At 74.2% G+C, this 18,006-nt stretch carries 17 protein-coding genes and 1 tRNA gene; 5 read left to right on the top strand and 13 right to left on the bottom strand.

What is annotated here, in order from left to right:
* The first annotated feature begins 100 nt into the window (after positions 1 to 100).
* A complete protein-coding gene (locus tag HDA31_RS30860; RefSeq protein WP_178066849.1) occupies positions 101 to 1,219 on the top strand; it encodes a globin domain-containing protein in 1,119 nt (372 codons plus the stop codon).
* Between the two features lie 195 nt (positions 1,220 to 1,414).
* On the opposite strand, the gene HDA31_RS30855 is transcribed toward HDA31_RS30860, so the two are convergent.
* Positions 1,415 to 2,947 (bottom strand): peptide deformylase, encoded by a 1,533-nt coding sequence (locus HDA31_RS30855; protein WP_178066850.1) that lies wholly within the window; start codon positions 2,945 to 2,947, stop codon positions 1,415 to 1,417.
* A gap of 410 nt (positions 2,948 to 3,357) precedes the next feature.
* Here HDA31_RS30855 and HDA31_RS30850 point away from each other — a divergent pair, with 410 nt between their 5' ends.
* A complete protein-coding gene (locus HDA31_RS30850) occupies positions 3,358 to 4,083 on the top strand; it encodes an IucA/IucC family C-terminal-domain containing protein (protein ID WP_376701480.1) in 726 nt (241 codons plus the stop codon).
* 76 nt (positions 4,084 to 4,159) lie between these two features.
* On the opposite strand, the gene HDA31_RS30845 is transcribed toward HDA31_RS30850, so the two are convergent.
* A complete protein-coding gene (locus HDA31_RS30845) occupies positions 4,160 to 6,010 on the bottom strand; it encodes a hypothetical protein (RefSeq protein WP_246384210.1) in 1,851 nt (616 codons plus the stop codon).
* 211 nt (positions 6,011 to 6,221) lie between these two features.
* Between HDA31_RS30845 and HDA31_RS30840 the strand changes: the two genes are divergently transcribed.
* Positions 6,222 to 6,932, top strand: a complete 711-nt coding sequence (locus tag HDA31_RS30840) for a class I SAM-dependent methyltransferase (RefSeq protein ID WP_178066851.1) — start codon at positions 6,222 to 6,224, stop codon at positions 6,930 to 6,932.
* A 107-nt stretch (positions 6,933 to 7,039) separates the two neighbouring features.
* Here HDA31_RS30840 and HDA31_RS30835 read toward each other — a convergent pair whose 3' ends face one another.
* From HDA31_RS30835 to HDA31_RS30820, 4 genes are all read right to left on the bottom strand, one after another.
* Entirely contained in the window at positions 7,040 to 7,573 is a 534-nt protein-coding gene (locus tag HDA31_RS30835; RefSeq protein WP_178066852.1) for a YbhB/YbcL family Raf kinase inhibitor-like protein, read from the bottom strand.
* A 144-nt stretch (positions 7,574 to 7,717) separates the two neighbouring features.
* Positions 7,718 to 8,110, bottom strand: coding sequence for a type II toxin-antitoxin system VapC family toxin (locus HDA31_RS30830; RefSeq protein WP_052503557.1), 393 nt, complete (start codon positions 8,108 to 8,110; stop codon positions 7,718 to 7,720).
* The gene (locus tag HDA31_RS30825) at positions 8,107 to 8,373 is read right to left on the bottom strand and encodes a ribbon-helix-helix domain-containing protein (RefSeq protein ID WP_074479044.1); all 267 of its coding nucleotides are present in this window, start codon (positions 8,371 to 8,373) and stop codon (positions 8,107 to 8,109) included. Before HDA31_RS30825 ends, HDA31_RS30830 begins: the two co-directional genes overlap by 4 nt.
* Before the next feature lie 78 nt (positions 8,374 to 8,451).
* Positions 8,452 to 8,538, bottom strand: a tRNA-Ser gene (locus HDA31_RS30820).
* A gap of 144 nt (positions 8,539 to 8,682) precedes the next feature.
* On the opposite strand from HDA31_RS30820, the gene HDA31_RS30815 reads away from it, so the two are divergent.
* Positions 8,683 to 9,657 carry an NAD(P)H-quinone oxidoreductase gene (locus tag HDA31_RS30815; protein WP_178066853.1) on the top strand — a complete coding sequence of 325 codons (975 nt, stop codon included), beginning with the start codon at positions 8,683 to 8,685 and terminating at the stop codon, positions 9,655 to 9,657.
* Here HDA31_RS30815 and soxR read toward each other — a convergent pair.
* Positions 9,654 to 10,157, bottom strand: coding sequence for a redox-sensitive transcriptional activator SoxR (gene soxR / locus HDA31_RS30810; RefSeq protein ID WP_178066854.1), 504 nt, complete (start codon positions 10,155 to 10,157; stop codon positions 9,654 to 9,656). The two genes, HDA31_RS30815 and soxR, sit on opposite strands and share 4 nt — an antisense overlap.
* Positions 10,158 to 10,244: 87 nt before the next feature.
* On the bottom strand, positions 10,245 to 10,952 hold the full coding sequence (locus HDA31_RS30805; RefSeq protein WP_178066855.1) for a glycosyltransferase family 2 protein: 708 nt from the start codon (positions 10,950 to 10,952) through the stop codon (positions 10,245 to 10,247).
* 124 nt (positions 10,953 to 11,076) lie between these two features.
* On the opposite strand from HDA31_RS30805, the gene HDA31_RS30800 reads away from it, so the two are divergent.
* Complete coding sequence (locus HDA31_RS30800) at positions 11,077 to 13,326, top strand: glycosyltransferase family protein (RefSeq protein WP_178066856.1); 2,250 nt, start codon at positions 11,077 to 11,079, stop codon at positions 13,324 to 13,326.
* A 65-nt stretch (positions 13,327 to 13,391) separates the two neighbouring features.
* On the opposite strand, the gene HDA31_RS30795 is transcribed toward HDA31_RS30800, so the two are convergent.
* The 5 genes from HDA31_RS30795 to HDA31_RS30775 all read right to left on the bottom strand — a co-directional run bounded on the left by HDA31_RS30795 (position 13,392) and on the right by HDA31_RS30775 (position 17,976).
* Positions 13,392 to 14,009 (bottom strand): hypothetical protein, encoded by a 618-nt coding sequence (locus HDA31_RS30795; protein WP_178066857.1) that lies wholly within the window; start codon positions 14,007 to 14,009, stop codon positions 13,392 to 13,394.
* Positions 14,010 to 14,065: 56 nt separating this feature from the next.
* Positions 14,066 to 15,544 carry a sensor histidine kinase gene (locus HDA31_RS30790; RefSeq protein WP_178066858.1) on the bottom strand — a complete coding sequence of 493 codons (1,479 nt, stop codon included), beginning with the start codon at positions 15,542 to 15,544 and terminating at the stop codon, positions 14,066 to 14,068.
* On the bottom strand, positions 15,537 to 16,232 hold the full coding sequence (locus HDA31_RS30785; RefSeq protein ID WP_074479039.1) for a response regulator transcription factor: 696 nt from the start codon (positions 16,230 to 16,232) through the stop codon (positions 15,537 to 15,539). Before HDA31_RS30785 ends, HDA31_RS30790 begins: the two co-directional genes overlap by 8 nt.
* A 69-nt stretch (positions 16,233 to 16,301) precedes the next feature.
* The gene (locus HDA31_RS30780; protein ID WP_043960849.1) at positions 16,302 to 16,811 is read right to left on the bottom strand and encodes a hypothetical protein; all 510 of its coding nucleotides are present in this window, start codon (positions 16,809 to 16,811) and stop codon (positions 16,302 to 16,304) included.
* A 136-nt stretch (positions 16,812 to 16,947) separates the two neighbouring features.
* Positions 16,948 to 17,976 (bottom strand): phosphotransferase, encoded by a 1,029-nt coding sequence (locus tag HDA31_RS30775; RefSeq protein WP_178066859.1) that lies wholly within the window; start codon positions 17,974 to 17,976, stop codon positions 16,948 to 16,950.
* Positions 17,977 to 18,006 lie beyond the last annotated feature (30 nt).

The following is an 18,006-nucleotide window of genomic DNA, read 5'->3' as shown; positions in this document are numbered from 1 at the left end:
GGCGATCGCACATTCTGTGCGACCGACCAGCACGCTCCGTGGACATTCTATGGGTGCCCGATCGCCGTCAGCCCGATCCGCCGTCAGGAGGAGCGCCCCCGTGGACCATGTCGCGCGGTTGCTGAAGGAGAGCTGGACCCTGGTCGAGGAGGACCGGGACCGGCTGAGCGGTCACTTCTACGCCCGGCTCTTCCTCCTCGACCCCGCGCTGCGTCCGCTCTTCCCGGTCGAGATGACCGGCCAGGGCGACCGCATCCTCGACGCGATCGTCACCGCGACCCAGGTGGTGGACGATCCGGAGAGCTTCGACGAGTATCTTCGCTCGCTCGGCCGGGACCACCGGAAGTACCACGTCGACGCGACGCACTACGAGACGATGGGCGTCGCGCTGCTCGACGCGCTGCGCAGCACCGCCGGTGACGGCTGGAACCTGGAGTACGACCAGGCGTGGCGGGACGCGTACGGGGCGATCTCGGCGAAGATGCTGGCCGGGGCGGCGGCGGACGACAATCCGCCGTTCTGGCACGCGGAGGTGCTGACCCACGAGCGGCACGGGCAGGACACCGCCGTGTTGACGGTGCGCGCCCTCCAGCACCCGTTGCGGTGGCGGGCCGGCCAGTACGTCAGCGTCGAGGTGCCCCGTCACCTGCCGAGGGTGTGGCGGACGTACTCGGTGGCGAACGCCCCGAACGACGACAACGTGCTGGAGTTCCACGTCCGTACGCCGCCGGGGGCGGGCTGGGTGTCCGGGGCGCTGGTGCGGCGGACGAGACCGGGCGACCTGCTGCGCGTGGCCGCGCCGATGGGCTCGATGGTGCTGGACCGCGACTCCGAGCGGGACGTGCTCTGTGTCGCCGGCGGGGTGGGGCTGGCCCCGATCAAGGCGCTGGTGGAGGAGTTGGCCGGCTGGAACCGGACCCGGTGGGTGCACATCTTCTACGGTGCCCGGCACACCGCCGACCTGTACGGGCTGGCCGGGCTCCGCGAGCTGGTGGAGGCCCACCCGTGGCTGTCGGTGACGCCGGCGTGCAGCGCGGAGCCGGACTTCGACGGTGAGCGGGGCGACGTCTCCGACGTGATCACCCGCTACGGCCCGTGGACGACCCACGACTGCTACGTCTCGGGCTCGGCGCGGATGGTCCGGTCGACACTGCGGGCCCTCGCGGAGGACGAGGTCCCGCCGCCGAACATCCGGTACGACACCTTCGGCGACCTGTAGGTCGGCCGCCGTCCGCCGTCCCCCTCCGACCGGCCGCCGGCACCGCCGGCCCGCCGGACCGGTCGGCGGTGCCGGCGGCCAGAGAGGCTTTCCTCCCCCCGAAAAGGACCGGGTCGCGTGCCCCCGCCCCCTGGGGCACGCGACCCGGTCCGCCTCTTCCGGCCCGGGACGACACCCGCCCGGGACCGCTCCGGCTCAGTACCGCCAGGGGGTGCCGGTCTCGCGGTACTCCTCCACGGGCACCAGCGGCACGCCGGGCGTCATCCGGTCGACGTACAGGCGGCCTTCCAGGTGGTCGATCTCGTGCGCCACGAGCCGGGCCATGGCGAACTCGAACGAGGTGATGAGGCGGGCGCCGTCCCACTGGGCGTGCTCGACGTCGATGCGCAGCGGCCGGGGCACCAGCCCCCGGTGGTCGAAGAAGGAGAGGCAGCCCTCGTACTGCTCGTCGGTCTCGGGGGACGAGTCGACGACCCGGGGGTTGAGCAGCACCACGGGCTCGGCGGCCCGGTCGGGTGGGCGTACGACGGCGGCGGCCCAGGCGAGGCCGAGTTGCGGCGCGGCGATGCCGACCCCCTTGCTGAACGGGTGCAGCTCGTCGAGGCGGACGAGTGCCGAGCCGAGCCGTTCGACGACCTCCCGGGCGACCCCCTCCTCGGCGGGCAGGTCGAACTGGCGGCTGGGCTGGCGGAGCAGGTCCGCGCCGCGCTGGACAATGCCGAGCCCGCGCATCCGGTCGCTGGCCCGCACCCGGGCGACGCCGGCCGGGCCGCCCGGGTCGGAGTCGGGCGGGCGGCTGCGGAACCGCCACTGCAACCGGTACCGGGCGTTGAGCGGCGGGTCCTCCGTCGCCCAGTCGAAGATGGCCCGGTCGGCGCGGTTCTGGCGGACGACGGGGCGGCGCAGCGGGCCCTCCTCCGCCGAGAGCGAGGTCTCCAGCCCCCAGACCTGGGGGTCCAGCGCGGTGGGGAGGTCCAGCCGCACCGCCAGGTGCCGGGTGGGCAGGCGTACGGCGCGCTGGAACCAGGGGCCCCACTTCTCCCGGCCGACCTGGTACGCGTATTCGATGGTGACCCGGTCGCCGGGGTAGAGCGGGAACCGGCCCTCGTCGTTCTCGAACAGCAGCCAGATCTCCTTGAACGCGTCCCGGTCGTGCTTGGCCCGCCAGTGCATCGGCTCGGGCTGCCCGCTGCCGTCGTCCCGGTGTGCCCGCAGTTGCAGCTCGGCGAAGGTGAGCGGATGCTCCCGGTGGTGCCGGTTGGACCGGCCCGGGTCGTTGGGGTAGCGGTCGACGGCGACTCGGACGAGGTAGCGGGTGACGGGTTCGGTGCCGGCGTTGTAGAGCTCCCGGCGGATGAGGCAGTGGTAGGCGTCGTCGGTGTAGGTGAGGACGGCCTGTTCGCGTTCGACGATCAGCCCGGTGCCGGGGGGCATCCACTGCCCGGGGGCGGGGTGGTCCCGGGCGGGCGTGGCGGAGCGGCCGTGCCGCAGCTCGTCGTACTCCCGGAAACGCTGCCAGATCGCGCCGCTGGCCTCCAGGACGGCCTCGGCCCGGCGGGCGAAGTCCTCGGTGGGCCGGTGCCGTCGCCCCTCGACGTGGCTGACGTAGGACGGGTCGAAGCCCATCAGGGTGGCCAGCTGCTTCTTGGACAGCCCCCGCTCGGTCCGATGGCGGGCAAGTTCGGCCGCGAACGACTCGGCGGCCCGCTCGATGGGAGAGGTCGTCATCAGCTTCCTCAACGCCGGGGAGTATCAGTTTCACGTTCCGTGCATGAACCCGCACAGGAATGACATCTTGCCGACATTCACCTTGACAATTCACCCGGCAACGTCAACCAATTCACGACCCACCCCCGGCCACCACCCCCGGAACCCCGACACGGGGTGTTTCCGGCACGCGACGGCGGGTAGTAGCGGCGCACGACCCTCCCGGCCGGCGAGCCACCGGAACCACCGGAGCCTCCCGCCTGCGATCAGGTGAGGCTTTCCTTATCCGACCGGGATGGTTAGGCTAGCCTTAGCTCACTGTCGGGAGCGTCCGGCGGACACCAGAGGCGAGGGGGGATCAGGTGACAGCGGTGCTGCCCACTCGGGAGACCGCGACGCCGCTCGCCCCGGTGACCGCCACCCTACGCGCCATGTTCGGCACCGACGACCTGCCCGGCCTCGCCCCGGGACTGCTCGTGACCGACGACCGGTTCGGCTGGGCCCCGGCCAGCACCCTCGTCGACGGCAGCCGGCTGCCCGAGCTGCTGGCCGCCGCCGCGCTGCGCTGGGGCGGCACCCCGCACGCCTGCGCCGCCCTGGCCTGGAAGTCGTACAGCTACTGGGCGGCCCTGCCGGCCGTCCTCGGCTGGGCGGCGGCCCGCCGGGTGCCGCTGCTCGACCCGGCCGACGTGTTGATCCACTTCGAGGACCACCGCCCGCTGGTCACCCTCGGGCTGCGCCGGTCGACCACCGTCGCGGTGCTCCCCGGCGACCCGCTGGCCCTGGCGGGGCTCCCCGAGGTCCGGGTCGTCGCCGACGAGGCCGCGCTGCTGGCCGCGCTCCGCGCCTCGCTCCTCGACGCCCACCTCGTCCCGCTGGTCGCCGCCATCCAGGCCGAGGTCCGCATCGGCGCCCGTACGCTGCTCGGCTCCGTCGCCTCCGGCGTCGCGCACGGCGTCCTGCGGGCGGCCGACGCGCTGCCCGGGCCCGCGGCCCGGCACGTGGAGACGCTGCTCGGCGCGCTCGACCTGGCGGACCTGGTCGAGCTGGTGCCCGGCCCGGCCGGCGAGCCGACGGTCCAGCGCCGCACCTGCTGCCTCGCGTTCACGCTGCCCCGGCCGAAGGTCTGCCAGGGCTGCTGCCTCCGCGCCGCCTGACCCCGCGACCCGCCCGCGCCCTCCGCCGGGCTTCCGCGCCGCCTTTCCCTCTGGACAACCGCGCCGCCGCCGGACTTCAGTTCGTCAGCGGGCGGACGTCCCACACCCAGGCCCCGCCCGTGTACGTGGGACGGATGCCGGTCAGCTCGGTCATGCCCCGGCGCAGGGCGTCGGCGTGCTCGTGCGGGCCGAGCACGACCACCCCCGCCCGCCAGTACCGCAGGTCGTCCACGGCGCTCACCCGGGTCAGCGGGGTGACCGGGGGCACCTGGCCGGTGCGCCGGATGGTGATGAAGAAGCTGCTGGTGGGGCGGGGCGGGGCGGTGAACAGGGCGATCCGGCCCTCCGGCGCCCGGGGGCGGGTGTCCGGCCCGAGGAAGTAGCCGCGCGCCAGCGGCAGGTCCAGCCCGGTCGCCGCCGACCAGCGCAGCGGGTCCGGGTAGTCGGTGTCGGGCAGCGGCAGGGTCACCACGCTGCGGCCCCCGGCCACGTACGGCCGCCAGGCGCCGGAGGTGACGAACTGGGGCACGGGGTCGAGGCGGGCCGAGGGCAGCGGGGTGGGGAACGCGGGGAGCAGGGCCATGGTCAGCACGGTGGCGGTGGCGAAGCGGATCTGCGGCCGGGCGGCGGGATGCTCCCGGGCGAGCCGGCGGACGCGGTCCGCGCCGAGCGCGAGCAGCACCCCGACGATCGGCACGGTCGCCAGCGCCCACCGGGTCGGCACCACGGAGTGCAGGATCGGCAGGTCCTCCAGCGCGGCCCAGGGGCCGGGGACGCCGGTCGCCCGGCCCTCGAACTGGATCTCGCGGCCGAGCGAGAGGACGGCGAAGAGGAGGCCGACCGCCGCGAGGCCGAGCACCACCGGGCTGCGCCGCAGCCACCACACGATCGCGCCCACCAGCACGACCAGCGGCCAGCCGAAGAAGCCGTTCTCCTCGGTGGGGTTCTTCACCAGCTTCACGTTGGCCTCCGGGTCGCCCGCCACCGACTCGCGGGCGAACGCGGTGAACGCGGCGAGGTCGGTGCGGTAGCCACGGATCAGCCGGGACAACCCCTCGTACGCGCCGGGGCCGAAGAACTGCACGTAGAGCGGGTAGGCCAGCAGGACGGCGGAGAGCGCGGCGGCGACCGCGAGGCCGGCGAGGAACGGCCGGGCCTGCCGACGCACGCCGGCCCGGCCGAGGGCGAGCGCGACGACCACGACGCCGAGCCCGATCGCGGTCATCAGCAGGATCTCCAGGTTGATGAACGCCTGCCAGACGATCACGAGGCCGAGCAGTACGCCGTTGCGCAGCCACCGGCCCCCGTCCGCCAGTCGCAGGGTGCGCCAGACGATGAGCGGCACGACGAACTGGCTGACGATGTTGGGGTGGGCGTTGGCGTGCGACACCATCGCGGGGGCGAAGGCGCAGAAGCCGGCACCGAGCCAGGCCGGCCCGCGCGCCCCGATCAGCACCCGGGAGAGCACGAAATACCAGGCGGTCGCGGTGGCGATCATGCCGCCGGTGAGAAAGACCAGGAATGCGGTACGCGGGCCGAACAGGACGGTGACCGGCGTCATTGGCAATGAAATGGACAATACGGATGTATTGGCCATGAGATTCACGCCGTCCGGCACGTTCATCCGATCCGAGCCGAACGGATATGCGAAATCGGTCACCACGCGCGCGCCGTGCGCCAGCATCCATTCGAAGAGCGCCTGATCGGACCGGTTGTCCCGCACCCCGTGCGCCGGGTTGAGCCAGAACCGCAGCGTCACCCAGAAGGCGATCAGCGCGAAGCTGAGCACGGCGGCGACATCCGTCCAGCGCCCCCGACCAGCCGCCGCGGCGCCGACTTGCCCCTCGTCGGGCGCGCCCCCGGCCGGGGAGCCGGCCGCGCCGCCCCCGGCCCCGCCATCCGGGCGGCCCGATTGATGAGTAGTCATGACAATTCGTAGAGTAGTCAGGGTTTGGCACTGACGTGACATGTTTCTGGGGACTGGCGTACTATGTGCCGGGTTCGCCGACCGCCGATCTCGTGCCCACCCCCGACCGCAATTCGGCCACTTCGGTGCCCCGATTTCCCCGCCGTCCGCTTCGGATGGTTCACTCTGTCGGTCCCGGGGCAGGTCGAGTCACACCGTGAGGAATCGACGCATGGCAGATATCACTGGGGATCAGCGAGTCCAGTCCGAAGTCCTCGAAGGGCTCGCGACGGCGGTCAACCACCGCAGGTGGTTCGTCGAACTGGCCGTCCCGCACCTCGGTGACAACCCTATCGAGATCGGCAGCGGCCTGGGCGACTACGCCCTGGAGTGGTCGGCGCGCCTTCCCCGGTTCACGGCCACCGAGGCCGACCCGGACCGGCTGGTCGCCCTGAAGGAGCGACTCGCCGAGCAGCCGACCATCGAGGTGCGGCAGATGCTGCTGCCGCACTCCGAGCGCGGGGACTACAGCGCCGCCGTCTCGTACAACGTGCTGGAGCACATCGAGGACCACGTGGGCGCGCTGCGCAGCATGCGCGACCTGGTCCGGCCCGGCGGCAACGTGATCATCATCGTGCCGGCGTTCGAGTTCGCGATGAGCCCGGCGGACATCGCCACCGGCCACGTCCGGCGGTACACGAAGAAGACCCTGGCCGCCGCGATGACCGACGCCGGCCTGACCGTGGAGAAGATCCACTACGCGAACGCGCTCGGCCTGATCGGCTACTTCATGGCGACCAAGGTCTTCCGGCTGATGCCGAAGGAGGGCCCCATGGTCAAGGTCTACGACACCCTGGTCCTCCCGGCGACCAAGGCCGCCGAGCAGCTGGTCCGCCCCCCGTTCGGCCAGTCCGTCTTCGCCGTCGCCCGGGTCCCCGCCTGACCCGGCCCCCCTCCTGCGCGATCTTGCACTTAGGGCCCCGACAGAACGGGCAAAGGCCGTGAACGGTGGGCCCCAAGTGCAAGATCGCGGAAGCGGGTGGGTCAGGGTCAGGCCTTGACCTGGTACGTCGGGCGGATCACCGCCCGAGCCAGGGTGTGGAAGGCCAGGTTGAAGCCCACGTACGCGCAGCTCGCCCCCGTACCCACGTCGAGACGCTCGACGTCGACGGCGTGCACGGCGAAGACGTACCGGTGCGGGCGGTCACCCGCGGGCGGGGCGGCGCCGCCGAACCCGGTGTCGCCGTAGTCGTTGCGGACGCTGAACGCGCCGCCCAGGTCGGCCTCCTTGACGCCCCGGGGCAGCTCGGTCACCGAGGCGGGCACGTCGACCAGCACCCAGTGCCAAAAGCCGCTGCCGGTCGGCGCGTCCGGGTCGAAGCAGGTGACCACGAAACTCTTCGTCTCGGCGGGGAAGCCCGACCAGGCCAGCTGGGGCGAGACGTTCTCGCCGCCGACGCTGCCGTGGGCGTACCGGGCGTCCATCGGCTCGCCGTTGTGCACGTCGTCGCTGGTCAGGGCGAACGACGCGACGGTGGGCAGCAGCTCGTACGGGTCCGGGGCGATCGGTCGTTCCAGGGACATCGGGGATGGTCCTTCCGGTGGGCGTGATTTCCTGCGCCCCTTCTTACCCCGCGACGTCCCGCCTATCGACCACCGGCACGCTTTCGATCCCTGCCCGTCGCGTTACCTGCAAAGCCCTTGACGCGACGGTGTCTGCATCCACCGTCAGAGGCGGCGGATGACCAATCCGGGCTTGACGTCTGCGGCGGCCGACAGTTGCGCGATGTCCTCGGGGTCGCTGGTGAACACGATGCCGCCGCAGGCCAGGGCAACATTGACCACGCAGGCGTCGACCACGTCACGCGTGCCCGCCTTGCCGCACAGGACACCGGCCGCCTTCGCCAGCTCGACCCCGACCGGAACGACCTCGCAACTGTGCAGGAACCGACCGAGCTGGACCTGCCGACGGGCATCGCGCCACGCCTGGCCCACCACGACGGACGGGATGAGCAGGCGTCGCCCCTCCTCCACGGCCAGGTGGTGGATAACCCACATCCGCCGGTCGTTGCCGTCGATCGCGAGCAGCACCCCGGCGTCGTAGACGTAGGGAATGCTCACGCGGCAGCTTGCCCTGCGGCACCGAGCGCCTGTGCGTCGGCGGCGGCCATCTCGGCGCGCGCTGCGGCGAGTTCCTCCACCGTGAACGCTCCGTGCTCGGCTTGCCACTCCGCGACCAACCGTCGACCCACCCGCCGCCGGAGTTCGCTCTCCGCTGCGCTGGCGACGAGCCTCGACAGCGGCACCCCATCCTCACTAGCGGCCGCGCCGAGCGCTTCGACCAACTCTTCGGGGAGGGTGACGGTGATCTTCCTAGCAGCCATACGATCACCATACCGCGATATGGCGGTCTACCACCCTTGCCGCGGCACCACTTCGTGGGTGTTTTCGCTGCCAGGAAGCGGAGGGTGTGGGATTCGAACCCACGAAGACATCGCTGCCTTACCGGTTTTCAAGACCAGCGCCATCGGCCACTAGGCGAACCCTCCCGGCCCGCGCCCCGCGGGGCGCGACCGCTGCCTAGTCTGCCAGAAGCCGGCCAACCTGTGACTCACCGTCCCACCGGCACCGGACGGCGACGGACCGGGACAGCCCGGACGTGGCGCGCGCGCCGGATCGGGTATGACTGGGGTATGCGCGCGATCACGATCCCGGAGCCCGGTGGACCCGACGCACTCGTCTGGGCGGAGGTGCCCGACCCCGAGCCCGGTCCCGGCGAGGTGGTCGTCGACGTGCGGGCCAGCGCCGTCAACCGGGCTGACCTGCTGCAACGGCAGGGGCACTATCCGCCCCCGGCGGGCGCGCCCGCGTACCCCGGGTTGGAGTGCTCGGGGGTGATCAGCGCGATCGGCCCCGACGTGGCCGGGTGGGAGGTCGGCCGGGAGGTCTGCGCGCTGCTGGCCGGCGGCGGGTACGCCGAGCGGGTGGCCGTGCCCGCCGGGCAGTTGCTGCCGGCGCCGGACGGCGTCGACCTGGTCGACGCGGCGGCGCTGCCCGAGGTGGCGTGCACGGTGTGGTCGAACGTCGTGCGGCTTGCCGGGCTGGCGCGGGGCGAGACGCTGCTGGTGCACGGCGGGGGCAGCGGGATCGGCACGTTCGCCGTGCAGCTCGGCGCGGCGCTGGGGGCCACGGTGGTGGTGACCGCCCGGTCGGCGAAGCACGAGCGGCTGCTGGGGCTGGGCGCGGCACACGCGGTCGACTACCGGGAGCAGGACTTCGTCGAGGAGGTCCGCCGGGTCACCGACGGTCGGGGCGCGGACGTGATCCTCGACATCATGGGCGCGTCCTACCTGGACCGGAACGTGGCGGCGCTGGCCACCGGCGGCCGGCTGGTGGTAATCGGGATGCAGGGCGGCCGGAAGGCGGAGCTGGACCTGGGCGCGCTGCTGGCCAAGCGGGCATCGGTGGCGGCCACCGCGCTGCGCTCCCGGCCGCTGGCGGAGAAGGCGGAGATCGTGGCGGGCGTACGCGAGCAGGTGTGGCCGTTGGTCGCCGCCGGCAGGGTCCGCCCGGTCGTCGACCGGCGGCTGCCGATGGCCCAGGCCGCCGACGCGCATCGTCTGGTCGAGTCCAACGCCCACGTGGGGAAGGTGCTGCTGACCGTCTAGGCGGGTGCGGGGGCGCAGTCGCCGCAGGCGGAGGTCGCGGGCGCGGGGCCGGCGGCGGGCTCGGGGCGGGGAAGCATGAGGCGGGCGCCGGGGCCCTCGCCGGACAGCTTGTCGTCGGGGTTGTAGAGGACGCAGCGCTGCAACGACAGGCAGCCGCAGCCGATGCAGCCGTCGAGATCGTCGCGGAGCTTGCTCATCAGGCGGATCTTCTCGCTGAGCCGGGCCCGCCAGGCGGTGGAGAGTTCGGCCCAGTCGGCCGCCGTGGGCGTGCGGGAGGCGGGCAGGGAGTCCAGCGCCTCGCGGATCTCCTCCAGCGAGATGCCGACCTGCTGGGAAACGCGGATGAACGCGACCCGGCGCAGTTCGGTGCGGGCGTAGCGGCGCTGGTTGCCGCCGGTGCGGTCGGCCCGGATGAGGCCGAGGCGCTCGTAGTAGCGCAGCGCCGAGGGTGCGACCCCGCTGCGCGCGGCGAGCTGGCCGATGGTCAGGGATTCCTGCATCACGTCGCCTTGAATTGAAGTGGACTTCAACTTGTTCAGGCTAACGGCACGGCCCGCATGACCGCCACCGCGGCGGGGGCGTCGGAATCAGTGCTGCGAGGCGGCCAGGGGACGGCGGCGGGTGCGCTCCCGGCCGAGGATCCAGATCGCCTCGACGCCGTCCTTCCAGGTGATCTTCTTGCCCTCCTCGCGGCCGCGCGCGCGGTAGCTGATCGGCACCTCGTACGGGCGGATGCGCCGGCGCAGCAGCTTGCCGGTCACCTCCGCCTCCATGCCGAAGCCCCGCGAGCGGATGTCGAGGGAACGGTAGAGCTCCACCGGCATCAGCTTGAAGCAGGTCTCCAGGTCGCCGATGTACGAGTTGAACAGCACGTTGGCCGCCATGGTGACGCCCTTGTTGCCCATCACGTACCAGAAGCTGTAGGCGCTGTGGCTGCCGAAGGTGCGGTTGCCGTAGACCACCGTGGCGCGACCGTCGAGCACCGGGTCGAGCAGCCTGGGGATGTCCTGCGGGTCGTACTCCAGGTCGGCGTCGAGGATGACCATGTATTCACCCTCGGCGTTGTCGACCGCTGTCTTGATTGCCGCGCCCTTGCCGGCGTTGCGCTGGTGGGTGATCACCCGCAGTCGCGCGTCGTCGGCGCGGCCGAGGATCTCACCGGTGCCGTCGCGGCTGCCGTCGTCGACCACGACCAGCTCGATCTCGCACGGGTAGTCGACCGCCAGGGCCTGCTTGAGGGCATCCGCGATGCGTTCTTCCTCGTTGTAGACCGGCATGAGGATCGAGAGCTTCACGGGAATCTCCACGGTTGCGACGGCACGTCGGGCCTAGCCTAGCTTGGCAGCTCAGCGCGGCGGGGTTCAGCACGGCCGGGCGTCGGACGCGGCGCATTCAGCCGGATGGTGTTTACTTCGCGCCATGTCGGCAGCCGGCTCCCTGCTCGTGGCGGCCCCGCTCGTCGCCGTCCCGTCCCTCGTCGTGGCGCTGCGCCCCGCCCGGCCGGACACCGTCGCCCCGCTGCGCCTCGCCGTGGTCCGGGCCGCGGTGGTCACCGGCGCGTTCGCGGTGCTGACCGTGGAGCTGCTCGGCGCGCTGCGCCTGTTGACCCTGCCCGCGTTCGCGGTCGCGTGGCTGGCCTTCGTCGCCGTCGCCGTGGCGGCGGCGACCTGGCGACGCCGCCGGGCCGCCGGGCCGGGCGGCGCACCGGGCCCGGTCACCGTCCGCGCCCGGCTGGCCGACCGGTGGCGTACGGCCGGGCGGGGCGAGCGCCTGCTCGCCGGCACGGTCGGCGGGCTCGTCCTGGTGGAGCTGCTGGTCGCGCTGCTCGCCGAGCCGAACAACTTCGACTCGCAGACGTACCACCTGCCGAAGGTGGAGCACTGGGTGGCCCAGGGCAGCCTGGAGTTCTGGCCCACCGCCATCCACCGGCAGGTGACGATCCCGCCCGGCGCGGAGTACCTGCTGCTGCACCTGCGCCTGTTCACCGGCGGCGACGCGTTGTACAACCTGGTCCAGTGGGCCGCCGGGGTGGGTTGCCTGCTGGCGGTCGCCCGGATCGCGGCGCAGCTCGGCGGGGGCCGGCGGGCCCAGCTCCTCACCGCGTTCGTGCTGGGCACCACGCCCATGGTGGCGCTCCAGGCGACCAGCACCCAGACCGACCTGGTCTGCGCCGCCTGGGTGGCCTGCGTGGCGACCCTCGCCCTGGACGGGCTGCGCCGCCGGGCGGGGTTCGGCACGCTGCTGCTGCTCGGCGCGGCGACGGGGCTGACCGCGGTGACGAAGACCAGCGGCCTGATCGGCGTCGGCCCGCTGCTGCTGCTCTGGGGGATCGGGCAGCTCCGGCTGGCGTACGTCGGCGGGACCGGGCGGGTCGCGGACCGCGACCGGCGGGTCGGGGCCAGGGTCGACGGACCGGCCCGGCCGGCCCTGGTCGGCGCGGGCCGCGTCGGTCTGCCGACCGGCGGGGCCGACCCGGTGGCCCCGGCCGCGACGGCCGGCGTCACCCGGCCGGGGGCGGGCGGCGGCGCGCCGGAGCCGCCCGGGCCGCCGGGGTCCCGCGCGGGCGGCACGGCCCGGACCGTGGCCGGGTCGGTGCTGGTGGTGCTGGTGGCCCTGCTGGTGGTCGGCCCGTTCCTGGCCCGCGTGCAGGCGGAGTTCGGGCACCCGCTGGGGCCGCCGCGGCTGCGCGAGTCCATCCCGATGGAGCGGCACGACCCGCCGTCGGTCCTGGTCAACGCCCTGCGGATCGGGCACACCGCGCTGGACACGCCGCTCGCGCCGGTGCGGGCGGGCACCGCCGAGGCGATCGTGGCCGGGGCGCGGGCGATCGGGGTGGACCCGCAGGACCGGGCCATCACCTTCGGCCGGGAGACCTTCCCGGTGCCGGCCTGGTATCCCGACGAGGACCGGGTGGCGTTCCCGTTGGCCGGCGCGCTGGCGCTGGTCGGCGCGGCGCTGGCGCTGGCCCGGCCGGCCCGGGTCAGCCCGACGGCGGCCGGCGCCCTGCGCGGGTACGCGATCGTGGTGGTGACGGCCGTCGCGCTGCACACCGCGATGATCAAGTGGCAGCCGTGGGGGAACCGGCTGCTGCTGTACGCCCTGGTCCTGGCGGCCCCGCTCGCCGGGCTCTGGCTGGACTCCCTCTTCCGTCGCCGGCTGGCGTCGGAGTCGGACTCCGCGAGCGGCTCCTCCGCCCCGGGCCGCCGACGGTCGGTGGCGGCCGGGCTGGCGGTCGCGATGCTGGCCGGGTCCGCGCTGGCCGGCGTGCTCGCCCTGTCGTACGGCTTCCCGCGCCGGCTGGTCGGTGCCGGCTCGGTCTTCACCACCTCGGAGTGGGACACCCGCTTCCTGCGCCGGCCACAGTGGGCCGACGAGTTCCGGGCGGCGGCCGACGCGGTCCAAGCCAGCGGCGCGCGGCGGATCGGGCTGGTGCAGCAGAACGACAACTGGGAGTACCCGTGGTGGCTCCTGCTGCGCGACGCCGACGGCCGGCCGCCCGAGCTGGTGGCGCTCCAGTCGGTGCTGCCGGACCGGCCGCCGGCCGACCCGGGCTCGACGGACGCGATCGTCTGCACCGGCACCCGGAAGGTCTGCGCCGACCTGGTGCCCGCCGGCTGGACGCTGCTCTGGCGGGGCTACGTCGGGTACGCCCTGCCGCCGCCCGGCTGACGCGGCGGGTTGTTAGCAGGGGCCCCCTGTGCAACAGAATGCGTTAACAGGGGGCCCCTGCTTGCTCACTTGAGCAGGACGAGCCGGGCCTTGGCGGCGTCGCCGTCCTTCGCGCCGGCCACGCCGACCGTCGCGCCGACCCGCACCGCCTCGGGCTGGATCGTCTTGCGCCGCTCGACCACCCGCAGGTCGTCGCCGAAGGTCCACGTCATCGTGAACCCGTCGGTGGACTTCACGGTCATCGAGTCGCCGTCGATCGCGGTGACCTCGCCGCGCTGCACGGCGACGGTCCTCGTGCCGCCGTCCTTCGTGCCCACCACGACCTCGCCGTGCAGGGTGTTCTTCTTCCGCAGCAGCACCCGCGCCTGCCGGCGCTTGCGCCACTCCTGCGCCCGCTCGCCCCGCCGCTCCTTCGCGCCGGGCTCGCCGCTGGCCGGCGCGGGCGAACCCGACTGGGTCGGGTCCGCGCCGGCCGGGGCCGGGGCGGCCATCAGGTCGAGGTCGCCCGGGTCGAAGCCCAGCGCGGCGAGCGCCTGCCCCTCCGCGCCCAGCGCGGCGGACACGTCGACCGCGACCTCCCCGGAGGCGTCCTGCGCCACCTGCGCCGGCCCGCAGCCGGTGACGCCCAGGGCGACCGCCGCGAGCAGCGAGGTGGCGGCGACCGCGAATCCGTGACGTGCCATGGGTCTCCCTCTCGTCAGTGAGGGCCCCAGCGTCCCGCCCCGGTGCTCAGGGGGCGTCAGCGCGGTGTTCGGGTCAGGTAAGGGCCGGCCGGCAGCCGCACGGTGAACGCCGCCCCGCCCTCGGCGGCGTGACCGGCGGCGATCTCGCCGCCGAGCCGGCGGACCAGCCCGGCGGCGAGCGCCAGCCCGAGGCCGCTGCCGACCTTGCGCACCCCCCGGTAGCGCGCGTGCAGCGCGCCCCGGTCGAACGCCACCGCGAGGTCATCGTCGGTGAAGCCGGGGCCGCCGTCGCGCACCTCCAGGATCCCGCCGGCCGCCGGGTCGGCCCCGGCGGGCCGGGCCGCGAGCACCACCGGCGCGCCCGGGGGCACGACCCGCAGCGCGTTCTCCAGCAGCCCGTCGACCACCTGCCGGATGCGCCCCGGGTCGGTGTACGCGGGCACCACGCCGTCGGGGATCTCCAGGCGGAACGTCACCCCCACGGCGGCGCAGCGGTCGGCCCAGGTGTGTTCCGCGTCGGCGGCCAGCCGGGCCAGGTCGACCGGCACCGGTTCGAGGGGGAAGTCGGCGGCCTCCAGCCGGGCCAACGCGAGCAGGTCACGGACCAGCCGGTCCAGGTGCTCGGCCTCGGCCAGCATGGTGCGCCCGGTGCGCGGCGTGTCGTCCGCGTCGATCACCCCGTCGGCCAGCGCCTCGGCGTAGCCGCGGATGGCGGTGAGCGGGGTGCGCAGCTCGTGGGAGACGGAGAGCAGGAACTCCCGCTGCCGGTCCTCGCTGGTGGCCAGCGCGGCGGCGAGCCCGTTCAGGGCCAGGGCCAGCTCGGCGACCTCGTCGGGCGGCTCGACCGGCACCCGGACGGCCCGGTCACCGGCGCTGAGCCGGGCGGCGGCGGTCGCGGCGACGCGGATCGGCCGGGCCAGCCGGCGGGCCAGCAGCATCCCGGCCGCCAGGCCGGCGGCCAGGCCGGCGAGCAGCGGCAGCCAGAGGCCCCGGACGACCCGCCCCCACAGGCCGGGGGTGGCGGGCCGGGTCAGCACCACGCCGTCCCCGCCGGCCAGCGGTCGCCCCTCGACCAGGGCGCGCTCGCCGGAGACCAACCGCCGGCCGGAGACACCGTTGCCGGCGGCGACCCGGTTGACGACCTGCCGGGGCAGGCCGGCGTGGTCGACCGCGCCAGCGCGGATCACGTACACGTCGATGTCCTGGTCCTGGAGTTGGCGGATCAACCGTTCGCCCGCCGCGTCCCGCTGCCTCGGGGCCCGCACCCGCAGCACGTCGGCGGCGAGCCTCGCCTGCGCCGCGAGCGCCTCCTGGTCGCGTCGCTCCTGACCGCGCACCGCCAGCGGGACGGCGACGAGCGCGGTGACCAGCACCGAGACGAGGGCGACCGCGCAGGTGACGAACACCGCGCGGGCCGTGAGGGTACGCCCGGGGCGACGCCGGCGCGGGCCGGCCGGGCGCGGGCCGATCACCGGCAGCGCGACGGTGGGCTGGGCCGGCACGGACTCCCCCGGCGTCGCCGGTCGGTCAGCCATCGGCGGCGTACCCGACGCCCCGGTGGGTGCGGATCACCCCGGCCGCCCCGCCCAGCTTGGCCCGGACCTGCGCCACGTGCACGTCGACGGTGCGGGTGCCGGAGTGGGCCGCGTAGCCCCAGACTCCGGCCAGCAGCTCCTCGCGGGTGAAGACCCGGCCGGGGCGGGCCATCAGGTGCGCGAGCAGGTCGAACTCGGTGGAGGTGAGCTGCACCGGCGCGCCGGACACGGTCACCGTGCGGCGGGTCGGGTCGAGGGTGACCGGGCCGACCGTCCGGGGCCGCTCGACGCCCTCCGGCACGCCCGCCGTGCGGCGCAGCACCGCCCGCACCCGGGCCACCAGCTCGCGCGGGCTGAACGGCTTCGTCACGTAGTCGTCCGCGCCCAGCTCCAGGCCGATGATCCGGTCCACCTCGTCGTCGCGCGCGGTGAGGAAGAGCACCGGCGTCCAGTCGCCGGCCTCGCGCAGCCGCCGGCAGATCTCGGTGCCGGCGAGCCCGGGCAGGGCGATGTCCAGGACACAGGCGACCGGGCGCAGCCGGCGGGCGGCGGAGAGCCCCGCCGCGCCGTCGCGTTCCAGGTGTACGCCGAAGCCGTCCCGCGTCAGGTAGAGCCGGACCAGCTCGGCGATCGCCGGCTCGTCCTCGACGACGAGGACCAGCCCGCGCTGCGGTGCGTCGACGGTCACCGGACCATGATTGCCGACCACCGCCCGACGGGGCGCGTCAGGACATGTTCGGATCAGGTAAGGAACCGATCAGTGCACCACGACGGGCCGGAACGCGGCGCCCCGGGCGGCGGTCGGCGCGTCGCCGATGGCGGCCACCACCCGCTCCCGCGAGCTGCGTAGCCGGGTGCTGAACGCGTGGTGCAGCAGCGCGTCGAGCTGCCACACCTGCCTCGGGTGCTGGACGCGGATGACGAACCGTTCCCGCACGCCGTCGATGGCCGTGGCGGCCAGCTCGACCGCCGGCTGACGCGGGTCGGCGCTCCAGGTGACGTCGCTCAGCTCGCCCAGCTCGGCGTTGAGATGCAGGCGGAGCCGGTGCAGCACCCGGGTCTGCCGGGTGACCACGAGCCGGCGGTGGGTGAGCAGCAGCAGGTATTCGCCGGCCGCCCGGTCGGGTCGGCCGCACCGGGCGACCAGGACGCTGGCGTCGCCGGCGCCGACGCAGCGGCGGAAGACCGGCACGTGCCGGCTGACGGCCTGCACGGCCAGCCCGGTCTCGGCGGCGGCCGGAAGGAACGTGCGGGAGAAGACGTCCATGACGTGCCCAACGAGCCCGCCCCGCGCCTGATATGGGCAACCGCCAATCTACGGAACTTCCACGCGCAAGGAGGGGCCCCTTGTTAACGCATACGGTAGAGAAGGGTCCCCTTCTTACAATCCATCGGCGGCGGGGTCAGAGGCGGTCGGGTTCGAACAGCTCGGCGAGCCAGCCGGGGACCGCCTCGGCGTACTCGGCGCGGGTCGGGTCCGGCGTGCTCAGCGCGCGCCGCCAGGACAGCGCCCGGCTGACCTTGGTCACCGTGACCGCGAGGCCGGCCGCCTCCCGCAGGTCGGCCCGGTCGTGCCGGTCGGTCCACGGTTCGAGGTACGCGTCGCGCAGCCGCACCAGCACCGGGTCGCCGTCGGGCAGCTCGAAGGAGTGCGCCACCGAGTTCAGCGTCACCAGCAGCGTCCCGAACGGGTGGGCGACGGAGGCGTCCCCCCAGTCGAAGAAGCGGTGGTCGGCGGCGAAGACGTTGCCGTCGTGCAGGTCGTCGTGCTGCACGCTGTCGGGCACCCCGAACGCGGCGAGCCGGCGGCAGCGCTCGGCGTACTCGGGCAGGAACGCCCGCAGCCGCGCCGACGTCTCGGTGGTGAGGCCGCCCGCCGCGCCGACGAGCAGGGCGTCGGAGTCGTCGAGCAGCCCGGCGAGGAGGGCGGGCAGCGCCCCGGGGCGGTGGTCCGGCACCCCGAGGGCCAGCAGCTCGCCGGCCCGGGGCGCGGCGGCGCGCTGGAGCGCCGCGTACCGGGGCAGGACGCGTTCCCAGACGGCCGGGTCGCGGCGCCGGGCGAGCGCGTCGCGCAGGGTCTCGCCGCCGTCGGGCAGCAGCGACCAGCCCCGGTCGGCGTCGACCGCCACCGGGTCGGGCACCTGGCCGGGGGCGATCCGGGCCAGCGCGCCGAGCAGCCCGGCCTCGAAGCGGGTGCCGGCGTTGTTGGCCTTGAACCAGTACGGGCCGGCGTCGGTGGGCACCCGCCACACCAGCGACCAGGGCCGGACCCGGGGTTCCACCGGCCCGGTGATCCGGCGGCCGGACCGGTCGAGCTGCCCGGCGACCCAGCCGTGGGCGCGGGCCTGCCAGCGCGGGTCGGCCCAGTCGGTGGGCGGCGGCGGTGCGTCGGCGGACGGGGTCCGTGCGTCGGCGGACGGTGCGTTGGTCACGGTGGGCAGGGTAGGCAGCGGCGTGCCCGC

The organism is Micromonospora carbonacea, from assembly GCF_014205165.1.
Classification (GTDB): domain Bacteria; phylum Actinomycetota; class Actinomycetes; order Mycobacteriales; family Micromonosporaceae; genus Micromonospora; species Micromonospora carbonacea.
The sequence above is the reverse complement of the archived record's forward strand: the minus strand, read 5'-3'. Positions and strand labels throughout refer to the sequence as shown.

Bases quoted from the DNA above. Each gene is read 5' to 3' on its own strand.
- HDA31_RS30855 (WP_178066850.1), bottom strand. From the start codon at position 2,947: ATGACGACCTCTCCCATCGAGCGGGCCGCCGAGTCGTTCGCGGCCGAA.
- HDA31_RS30850 (WP_376701480.1), top strand. From the start codon at position 3,358: ATGTTCGGCACCGACGACCTGCCCGGCCTCGCCCCGGGACTGCTCGTG.
- HDA31_RS30845 (WP_246384210.1), bottom strand. From the start codon at position 6,010: ATGACTACTCATCAATCGGGCCGCCCGGATGGCGGGGCCGGGGGCGGC.
- HDA31_RS30840 (WP_178066851.1), top strand. From the start codon at position 6,222: ATGGCAGATATCACTGGGGATCAGCGAGTCCAGTCCGAAGTCCTCGAA.
- HDA31_RS30835 (WP_178066852.1), bottom strand. From the start codon at position 7,573: ATGTCCCTGGAACGACCGATCGCCCCGGACCCGTACGAGCTGCTGCCC.
- HDA31_RS30825 (WP_074479044.1), bottom strand. From the start codon at position 8,373: ATGGCTGCTAGGAAGATCACCGTCACCCTCCCCGAAGAGTTGGTCGAA.
- HDA31_RS30815 (WP_178066853.1), top strand. From the start codon at position 8,683: ATGCGCGCGATCACGATCCCGGAGCCCGGTGGACCCGACGCACTCGTC.
- soxR (WP_178066854.1), bottom strand. From the start codon at position 10,157: ATGCAGGAATCCCTGACCATCGGCCAGCTCGCCGCGCGCAGCGGGGTC.
- HDA31_RS30800 (WP_178066856.1), top strand. From the start codon at position 11,077: ATGTCGGCAGCCGGCTCCCTGCTCGTGGCGGCCCCGCTCGTCGCCGTC.
- HDA31_RS30795 (WP_178066857.1), bottom strand. From the start codon at position 14,009: ATGGCACGTCACGGATTCGCGGTCGCCGCCACCTCGCTGCTCGCGGCG.
- HDA31_RS30790 (WP_178066858.1), bottom strand. From the start codon at position 15,544: ATGGCTGACCGACCGGCGACGCCGGGGGAGTCCGTGCCGGCCCAGCCC.
- HDA31_RS30780 (WP_043960849.1), bottom strand. From the start codon at position 16,811: ATGGACGTCTTCTCCCGCACGTTCCTTCCGGCCGCCGCCGAGACCGGG.